9 protein-coding genes are annotated in these 9,499 nt (G+C 47.0%); 2 read left to right on the forward strand and 7 right to left on the reverse strand.

Annotated elements, in window-relative coordinates; translation table 11 throughout:
- The 3 genes from LZZ85_RS27955 to LZZ85_RS27965 form a co-directional block, all read right to left on the reverse strand.
- The coding region (locus LZZ85_RS27955) for a hypothetical protein (RefSeq protein WP_237877393.1) at positions 1-243 on the reverse strand (243 nt) is incomplete at its 3' end.
- A 9-nt stretch (positions 244-252) separates the two neighbouring features.
- Positions 253-999 (reverse strand): tRNA pseudouridine(38-40) synthase TruA, encoded by a 747-nt coding sequence (truA, locus tag LZZ85_RS27960; protein ID WP_237877395.1) that lies wholly within the window; start codon positions 997-999, stop codon positions 253-255.
- 22 nt (positions 1,000-1,021) lie between these two features.
- Positions 1,022-2,536 carry a DUF4476 domain-containing protein gene (locus LZZ85_RS27965; RefSeq protein WP_237877397.1) on the reverse strand — a complete coding sequence of 505 codons (1,515 nt, stop codon included), beginning with the start codon at positions 2,534-2,536 and terminating at the stop codon, positions 1,022-1,024.
- A 299-nt stretch (positions 2,537-2,835) separates the two neighbouring features.
- Here LZZ85_RS27965 and LZZ85_RS27970 point away from each other — a divergent pair, with 299 nt between their 5' ends.
- On the forward strand, positions 2,836-5,355 hold the full coding sequence (locus LZZ85_RS27970) for a M1 family aminopeptidase (RefSeq protein WP_237877399.1): 2,520 nt from the start codon (positions 2,836-2,838) through the stop codon (positions 5,353-5,355).
- Positions 5,356-5,610: 255 nt separating this feature from the next.
- Here LZZ85_RS27970 and LZZ85_RS27975 read toward each other — a convergent pair whose 3' ends face one another.
- The 4 genes from LZZ85_RS27975 to LZZ85_RS27990 are packed head-to-tail and all read right to left on the reverse strand — an operon-like array spanning position 5,611 to position 8,053.
- Positions 5,611-6,384: a TPM domain-containing protein gene (locus LZZ85_RS27975; RefSeq protein WP_237877401.1), complete on the reverse strand. Its 774-nt coding sequence runs from the start codon at positions 6,382-6,384 to the stop codon at positions 5,611-5,613.
- 5 nt (positions 6,385-6,389) lie between these two features.
- A complete protein-coding gene (locus LZZ85_RS27980) occupies positions 6,390-6,848 on the reverse strand; it encodes a TPM domain-containing protein (RefSeq protein WP_237877404.1) in 459 nt (152 codons plus the stop codon).
- 11 nt (positions 6,849-6,859) lie between these two features.
- Complete coding sequence (locus tag LZZ85_RS27985) at positions 6,860-7,450, reverse strand: LemA family protein (RefSeq protein ID WP_237877406.1); 591 nt, start codon at positions 7,448-7,450, stop codon at positions 6,860-6,862.
- A 9-nt stretch (positions 7,451-7,459) separates the two neighbouring features.
- Positions 7,460-8,053, reverse strand: coding sequence for a LemA family protein (locus LZZ85_RS27990; protein WP_237877407.1), 594 nt, complete (start codon positions 8,051-8,053; stop codon positions 7,460-7,462).
- Between the two features lie 337 nt (positions 8,054-8,390).
- Between LZZ85_RS27990 and LZZ85_RS27995 the strand changes: the two genes are divergently transcribed.
- The gene (locus tag LZZ85_RS27995) at positions 8,391-9,491 is read left to right on the forward strand and encodes a PQQ-dependent sugar dehydrogenase (protein WP_237877409.1); all 1,101 of its coding nucleotides are present in this window, start codon (positions 8,391-8,393) and stop codon (positions 9,489-9,491) included.
- Positions 9,492-9,499: the final 8 nt, after the last annotated feature.

A 9,499-nucleotide genomic window follows, 5' to 3' on the forward strand; every position in this document is an offset into this window, starting at 1 on the left:
AAAGAGCACGCAATGCACGCTAAGATACCCTGCGTCTTTTGCGCGTCCTTGGCGTTCTTGGCGATACTCCTGCGCCAGTTCTCCTCTTTGCCTCCCCGGAAAGACCCCGGTTCTCCTCTGTTCCTCCTCAGAATCCGAGAAGGCAATGAGGAGGAATCGAGAAGGAATCCCGGATCCAAAGACCGCCATCAGGCTTCCGGCCATGCCATGGCCATCAATACCGGCGCCTTCGGCTCTGCACAACCCGGCCGGTTAGCTCTTTACCAGTAAGTCCGGGTATTCAACCCTCACCAGAAAAAGTCCATGTGCCGGCACCGCGAAGCTGGCTTTCGTGCAGTCTTTTGCCTCAATGATGTTCCGGAATCCCTGCAGATCCATCTTCCCGCGTCCCAGCTTCAGCATGGTAGAGGTAAGCGCGCGAACCATTCCTCTTAAAAAACGATCGGCCCTTACGTGATACACCAGGCACTCCCCCTCCTCTATCCATTCACTTTCAAGAATACGGCATTGAAAGGTTTTTACCTGCGTATTTCTTTTTGAGAACGACGTGAAATCCTGGTATTCTTTCAAAACGCCCGCGGCTTCCTGCATCGCCTGCCAGTTGAGCTGGTAAGGAAAATAATACGCCCTGTCATCCAGGAAGGGATCCTTCTTTCTATAGATAAAATATTTGTACTCCCTGCTCAGTGCATCAAACCGGCAATGCGCATCGGGAGATACAAGCGTAAGATTTTTCAATACAATATCCTTTGGCAGTATTGCATTGAGCTTGTATTGCCATTGCGGATGAAATTCTCCGTCAAAGTCGAAATGAAAATAATTCTGCAATGCATGTACGCCGGCATCAGTGCGTGATGAGCCGGTCAGCTCTATCGGCTGGCGGTAAAGTGTTTCCAGCGCCTTCTCTACTTCAGCCTGTATGCTGTTGGCATTCTTTTGCGACTGAAAGCCGCTGTACTGCTGGCCCTTGTAAGCCAGTTCCAAAAAATAACGGGGCATAAGCTTGCTATTTGCGCAGCGTTTAACGCAGCATCGCCTTGAACCGGCTGATATAATAGGGGTCTTTCAGCTCAGTTTCAAGACTGGAAAAATTCCCGGAATCAGATACCGACAAATAGGCTGCATCAAAGAAATTATACCGGCCTGCATCATTGAGGAACAACGTTCCAAGATTCTTCAACTGCTCGGTGGTAAAACATTTTGTCTTGAATATTTTCTTAGCAGCGGCAAGCATGGCGTCATCGCCGTCCGTCGCCACCATTTTCTTGCGCAGCTTCAGGTAATCCGTTTCACTCGCCATACTGCTGCAATCGTTCCTGCCGGATTTTTCCTTCTTTGCAGGTGTCAGGTCTTTTGCTTCAGAATCCATTGGCAGGAACACGCCATCCTCCTGCGGTGGAGGCACATTACGCTGGACCTGCTTCGGGTTTGGTATGAAGATCTGGATCGTGTCCTTTTTTCCGTCAGGATATTCATCTACATATGTCACACCAAACCCCTCAGAAGTAGAGCTTTCCGTCCGTCGTTTAACGCTGCTTGCCCGGTACTCCTGCGAAGAAACAGCAACAGGTTCCTGTTTTTTCGTTTCAACCTCAACCGGGGCCAGCTCCTCTTTTTTTACCGGGGCAACCGCCAGCGCTAAAGAGTCGGGATTTTTCTGCACGACGGGCGGTGTCTTTTTTTCTTCAATGGGTGCTGGCACTGACTCTTCTTTTTTGCCAACGGAGATCGCCTGTGAAACCGTATCAGCGGCCTGATCTGCCATTACCAGTTCAGTTTTTTTCTCAACAACAGAATCTCTTTTTTCATCCGCTGCTGCTATCACTTTTTCCGGAACCGGCAAGTTGGCCGGAGGACGGCGGACAAGCGTATCCCTGGCCGTGAGATCTTTCAGCTCATTCTTTTTTTCCTCTGCCTTCTTTTCGTCAATGCCCAACTGAGCAACGGATGCCGCAGCTGAATCCGGGATGGCTTTCGCCGGTATGTTTTCTGTGGTACTAACCGCAACTTCCGTCCGCGCTGGTTCAGTAACCGCTGCGGCAGTCTCTTTTTTAGGCTCTGCGGCAGCCTCTGCAACAGCCTTTACGGGTACCACACGCTCCTTTAATGAAGGATCATCAGTGGCTTTGGAAAGTATATCGGTAAATGCGGAAACTTCTTTGGGCTCGGTTCGGACCGACCGGCGGTTTGCGGGAGTGCCCGCGGCAATGCGTTGATCTGTTTGCAGATCTGCCAGGCTCCAGCTCTTATCATCCTCCTTTTTCAGCAAAAAGCCCTTATCGCGGGCGCCGATGGCCACGGAGAAAGTCTGCTCCGGCCATTTATTCTGGGGAAACCCGATCGAGAAAGTATAGGAACTGTCTTTCAGGCGGGAAAGGATCAGGTAACCTGATGAGTTGGAACTATGCACCTCTTCATTCATCTTCAGGAAAAAGGGTTGGGCCCCTTCTGCCTGCAGATAAACAAAGTATGCCTGTTGAGTGAATCCTGCCTGGCACCAGAACAGGATGATCAGTAAAGCCGCTATCTTCTTCATAATACGTTGAGTTCAAAATTAGTTGAAATATGCTTACGAGTGGTTGCTCATGGTTGCGGAGGGTGGGAAAGTTTGGGAGTGGGAAGGTTTGGGAGGTTTAAGAAGTTTAAAGGTTTAAGAGGTTAATGAGTCATATATGAAAGTATTAAACTAATCAAGACACTAGAACGGAACCTTTAAACCTCTTAAACCTACCAAACCCTCCAAACGTCCCAACCCCTCTGCCCCTTCCACTCTTGTATTTTTCCATCCATTAACATCTTCATCGTTTATTTTTGCCCTCTCTATAAATAACAACTATGAAGAAGACAACTTTGCTTTTGCCTTTTCTGGCCTGCAGTCTGGCTGTAGTGGCGCAGCAGGAACAACCCAGGGAAGACACTACCTGGAAGACAGTGTACAGGGAAACCGCTACCCGTATCAATAAGCTGGTACACACCAAACTTGATGTGAAGCCAGATTACAGTAAATCCTACCTCTATGGAAAAGCATGGATCACACTGCAACCATATTTCTATCCGACAGATTCGCTCACCCTTGACGCAAAAGGAATGGAGTTTAAGAAAGTGGCGGTACTGAAAAACGGAAAAGAAACGCCGCTGAAATATGATTATAATGACTGGCAGCTCCGTATAAAACTTGATAAAACCTATAAATCCGGTGAATCATATGTGATCTTCATTGACTATATCGCCAAGCCTGATGAATTCGAAGAAAAGTATGGCGGCAATGCCATGCTCGGCATCAAAGGCATGTATTTTATCAATCCACGTGGAGAAGAAAAAGATAAACCAACACAGATCTGGACGCAAGGTGAAACGGAATCCAGCTCGGCATGGTTTCCTACCATCGATAAAACAGCACAGAAAACAACACAGGAACTCACCGTTACCGTGCCAGACAAATATGTTACGCTTAGCAATGGTAAACTGATGTCCCAGAAAAAAAATGCTGATGGCACCAGAAGCGATTACTGGAAAATGGATCTTCCCCATTCTCCTTATCTGTTCTTTCTCGGAGTTGGCGAGTATTCAGTGACCAAAGATTCCTGGAGAGGTAAGGAAGTAAATTACTATGTAGAAAAAGAATTCGGACCTGTTGCAAAAAAGATCTTTGGCAACACACCTGAAATGATGACCTTCTTTTCAAAAGTAACCGGTGTTGATTTCCCATGGATCAAATACTCCCAGATCACCGGCCGCGAGTATGTTGCAGGCGCAATGGAAAATACTACCGCTACCATTCACCAGGAAAGCGCCCAACAGGATGCACGTGAGCTGATCGACGGTAACGAATGGGAAAGCACCATTGCACACGAACTGTTTCACCAGTGGTTTGGTGATTATGTTACCGCAGAAAGCTGGAGCAATCTGACATTGAACGAATCATTTGCCAATTACAGTGAAACGCTGTGGGACGAATATAAATATGGCAAAGATGCGGGCGCTGCGCAGAACTATAATGATATGGTTGGTTACATTAACAGCAGAAGCCAGGATCTTGATCTTGTTCGATTTCATTACCGCGACAAAGAAGATATGTTTGATGCAGTAAGCTATAACAAAGGCGGGCGCATTCTTCATATGTTGCGCAATGAGATCGGCGACTCTGCTTTCTTTAAATCACTGAACCTTTATCTTACCACTTACAAATTCAAATCAGCCGAAGCTCATCAGCTGCGCCTTGCATTTGAAGAGGTAACAGGACGTGACCTGAACTGGTATTTTAACCAGTGGTATTTCAGCAACGGACACCCCGTTGTAACAATCGACTATGTATATGATGATGCTGCTAAAAAAGTAAACGTGATCGTTAAGCAGACGCAGAACACCGGCAAGGTGTTCACGCTTCCTTTGACCATTGATGTATATAACGGTGAAAAGAAAAGCCGTTATAAAGTGTGGACGACCAATGCCACCGATACATTCAGCTTTTCTTATACACAACGCCCTGATCTTGTAAACGTGGATGCAGACAAGGTCATGTTGTGGTTAAAGAAGGATAACAAAACACTCGACAACTTTATCCACCAGTACAAATACGCCGGAAATTATGTTGACAGACGTGAAGCTATCGAGTTTGCCGGAAGAAATCAAGGTGACGCAAAAGCGGTAGCCTTGCTGAAAACAGCATTGAATGATCCATACGAAGGGCTTCGCTCTCTTGCGATCAACAGGCTCGACCTGAAAAGAGAACCGGTGAAGACGGCCGTTGAATCAGATCTTGCCACTCTTGCAAAGTCTGACAAATATTCTCTCGTGCGTGCAAATGCGATCGGCGCATTGGGTGTTTATAAAAAAGCGCAGTATCTGCCCTTGTTCAAGTCAGCCGTAAACGATTCGTCATACACAGTTGCAGGCAGAGCGTTGACTGCCCTCAGCGGCGTTGATTCGGCTGCTGCGTTGGCCATTGCCAAACAGCTTAACGTAAAACCTTCAAAAGGTTTACTGAAATCTGCCATCAAAAATGAATTTGCTAAATCAGGCGACGAAACGGTATTTGAAGAAATGCTTGCTGATTTCGAAAAAGCTGGACTGCAGCAGCGTTTCGGGATCGTTAATGATCTGGCAACATTTCTGATCTCCATGAAGAATACGGAAAAGGTGAAAAAGGGAATTGAAGCGATCGCGAAATTCAGGGATGAGGTTCCTTCCGCGCTGCGTTCTCAAACCGATCCTTATCTTAATGGACAGATACTTAAGTCAATCCTGGCTGCAAAAGACGCTGCGTCAAAAGCAAATCCGTCTGATAGCGGTCTGAAAGAACAGGTAGAGTTCATCAGATCCAAGCTACCGGCGGAGGATCAAAAAGCCTTTTAACGCGAATGAACACGAATTGCCGCGAATGAACACGAACGCGAATGAGCACGAATTGCCGCGAATGAACACGAATAGGTCGCTCTTTAGTTGAGCTCTAAATGATAAATTCGCATCAATAGATGCATACAAAAGAGAATCGCCATGCTGGTTAGCATGGCGATTCTCTTTTGTATGCATCTATTCGTGTTCATTCGCGGCAATTCGTGTTCATTCGCGTTCGTGTTCATTCGCGGCAATTCGTGTTCATTCGCGTTCCTACCATTTACCCCCGGCGCCACCGCCGCCAAATCCACCGCCGCCGAATCCGCCGAATCCTCCTCCTCCTCCGCCGCCGCCGCCGGACCAACCGCCGCCACCGATCCAGCCACCGCCGGGCCAGCCTGTATACCCTCTGCGGGATACATAACCGCCACCGCCGCCACCGCCGATGCCGCCGAAGATCATCAGCAATCCGATCACCAGAAGAATGATGACAAAAGAACTGATGCCTTTACCACCTTTTTTCCGGTAACCCTCGGGGGCTTTATAGCGCCCTTCCGCGGCTTTGAAGATCGCATTTGTTGCCTCATCCAGACCGCGGTAATAATTCCCTGACTTAAAATTCGGGATCAGCTCATTACTAAGGATCGCATCTGCCGTAAGATCCGGGATCACACCTTCCAGACCATACCCTACAGCGATGAAAGCGTCCCTGTTACCCGCACTGCCGCCGGTTGAAATAAGAATAACTACTCCGTTGTCAAAGTTTTTGTTGCCTACTCCCCAGGCTCTGCCGAGAGCGATCGCGTAGTCTGCAGCGGAATAACCCTTAAGATCATCCACGATCACTACTGCCACCTGGTTGGAAGTACTGTCATCATACGCAACAAGCTTTTGCTCCAGCGCAGCCGCCTGGTCATGCGTCAGCAGTTTACCGGTGAGGTCATTTACCAGTTTGGGAGGACTCGGTCTTGCAGGTATCGCTCTTTCAACCTGTGCGAATGACGCCACGGTCATCAGCAGGAAGAATATGGAAAGAAAATATTTCATGGGAATCATTTGCCGAAGACAATGTCGTCCGGTAATTCGTTTTTATCTGTACTCTTATCGTAAGGAAAATGCAGCTGTAGTGCCTGCCCTATATCAAGGATGCATTGACTCAGACCTTCCGCGTAGTCTTCTTTATTGAAGTTGCGGATCATTACTTCCACTTCACGGTTCCAGTAATCCGAACCGACTTTTTCATGTATTCCCTGATCACCAAAGACCGCCAGCTGCCGGTCTTTCAATGCCACATAAACCAGTACCGCGTTATGCTGAGCCGTTTCATCCATTTCAAGATGAAAGAACAGTTCACCTGCACGATCAATGGCATCCATGTATGGGCAACGACTTTCTACATACACCCTCACTTCGCCACTGGTGCTGGTTTCCGCCCTGCGAACAGCATCGATGATCCGGCTGCGTTCCTCTTCGGTAAAGAATACTTTCTTTCTTCTGAATAATGAAAACACGGTCGTGTAGTTTAAAATTTGATTTCTACTGATTGATCAGCGCCTTCAACAGCCTGAAAACCGTTTTTGGCTTTGTACCCGAATATTCCGGCAACAAGATTCCCCGGAAAGTTCCTCACCTGTTTGTTATAGTCGGCCACGGCAGCGTTGAAATCATTGCGCGCCACTTTAATACGGCGTTCTGTCCCTTCCAGCTGTGTTTGCAGACCTGCGTATGCCGCCGTTCCTTTCAACGTGGGATATTTCTCTACCACAACGATCAACCTGTTGGTTGCATTGGCGAGATTGTCCTGCGCCTGTTGTTCGGCATTCACGTTATCGGCAGTTGGCTCACCGTCAGTTCTTGCTGAAAGCGCTTTACCTCTCGCTTCCGCAATCTCTTCCAGTACTCCTTTTTCGAACTCTGAAACACCTTTAACCGTGTTTACGAGGTTGGGAACAAGATCAAGCCTGCGTTGGTAAGTACTTTGCACTTCTGACCATTGCTGCTTTACCTTTTCATCCTTTTTTACAATTGAATTATAGGTACTGACCACAAAGATCACCAGTAATAAAATAACGGCCCCAGCTATGATGAGGCCGGTAGTTTTTTTCTTTTGCATGAAACGTTGTTAGAATTGAACTTTCGGAGCTTTCTCTGCGCCTTCATCAGCTTTGAAGCCTTCTTTTTTGGAGAAGCCGAACATTCCGGACAAAATGTTCATCGGAAAGGATCTTACTTTGGTATTGTAAGCGTTGATCGCATCGTTGAACGTACGTCTTGAACCACGGATATCGTTTTCGATACCTTCGAGCTGTCCCTGCAATTGCTGGAAATTCTGTGTTGCTTTCAGATCAGGATAGTTTTCAACTACCGCCAGCAAACGGCTGAGCGCACCGCTCATCTGGCTTTGTGCCTGCTGGAATTTTTCCATGTTCTCCGGCGTCAGCTGATCAGCATTCAGATTTATGGAAGTGGCCTTTGCTCTTGCTTCTACGAGGCCTGTCAATGTTTCTTTTTCGAAATTGGCAGCACCTTTTACAGTGTTTACCAGGTTACCCACCAGGTCAGATCTTTTCTGGTACTCCGTATTGACGTTGTTCCAGGCATTGTTCACTTTTTCGTCCTGTTTTACCAATCCGTTGTAGCCACTGCAGCCCCATACTCCGAAGATCAGTACAAGACCAATAAGAATAATCCATCCAAGGTTTTTGGTTCCTTTCATGTTTGAGGTTTTATTAGGGTTTAAAATTAGCATTTTTAGGGTACGGGGCGGTTAATTTTTCGGGGAAGAGGCCTTGCCTGCCGGTGAAGTGATGCTTTGAAGCGGTCATCATACGATGCAGCGGTGGTATTCTCAATTTTATCGGCGTAGGAGTATCGCAAAGCGCGCAAAGGAATCGCAATGAACGCAAAGAAATCTCTACGAGCTTAGCGATTCCTTTGTGCGCTTTGCGATACTTCTACGCCATGGGCCTTCCCACCTGCTACATAAAACCAGGGCTGCGTTGCCAAAAGAGAGGCACGATTTTGGTCTCCCGTTATTTCTAATCCCGTCAATTATGATAACACCTGCTCTACGCTGCGGCTTTTTTGCCATAACCCTTACAACTGTATTGTTTGCCTGCAAAAAAGATGATGATGAAAACCCCACCCCGTCAGAACCAACAGAACTAAAAGACAGTATCGTAGCACGAAATCTTCATTTTCCCTGGGATATGGCCTGGGGAGAAGATAATCATATCTGGATTACCGAACGCAACGGGAAGATCAGTCGTTTTAACCCCGCTAATGGTGAAATAAAAACGGTTATCACTATCCCGGATGTTGTCGCAAATGGAGAGGGCGGTTTGCTGGGCATTGCCTTGCAACCGGGAAGTTCCAACGTATTCGTTGCATATAATTACAACGGTGAGGGCCAATATAAAGAGAAGCTGGTGAAATATGTCTACAATGGCACTACGCTTACCAATCCTGTAACGCTGCGCGATAATATCCCCGCAGCGAATATTCATAACGGCAGCCGGTTATTGATAGACAATGGAAAAATATTCATGACTACTGGTGATGCCAATAATCAATCCTCTGCACAGGACCCAAATTCTTTGAGTGGAAAAGTTCTGCGTTTTAATCTTGACGGATCCATTCCTTCAGACAATCCTGTTGCAGGAAATCCATACTGGTCGCTGGGCCACCGTAATGCACAGGGTCTTGTACTCGCCAATGGAAGACTTTACAGTTCAGAGCATGGCCCAAGTAATGATGACGAGATCAATATCATTGAAAAAGGCAGAAACTATGGCTGGCCAGTTGTGCAGGGATATTGTAATACCACTGTTGAACAGGCCGTTTGCGGAACGACGGATATAGCAGAACCAATAAAAGCATGGACTCCGACAATTGCACCGGGGGGATTGGAATACTATGGCAATGATCAGATCCCTCAATGGAAAGGTTCATTACTTCTCGTAGCACTGAAAGATGCCCGGCTATATCAACTAAAACTGGGAAGTGATCAGACATCCATCACAGAGACCAATGAATTCTACAATGGGAAATATGGCAGAATGAGAGATGTGCTGGTGGCGCCAAATGGCACGGTTTATATCTGTACCAGCAATGGGAACAACAATGACCGCATTATCGAAATAAAATCGAGATAAAAAGAAAA

The sequence above is a fragment of the Terrimonas ginsenosidimutans genome, assembly GCF_022012415.1.
GTDB lineage: Bacteria > Bacteroidota > Bacteroidia > Chitinophagales > Chitinophagaceae > Terrimonas_A > Terrimonas_A ginsenosidimutans.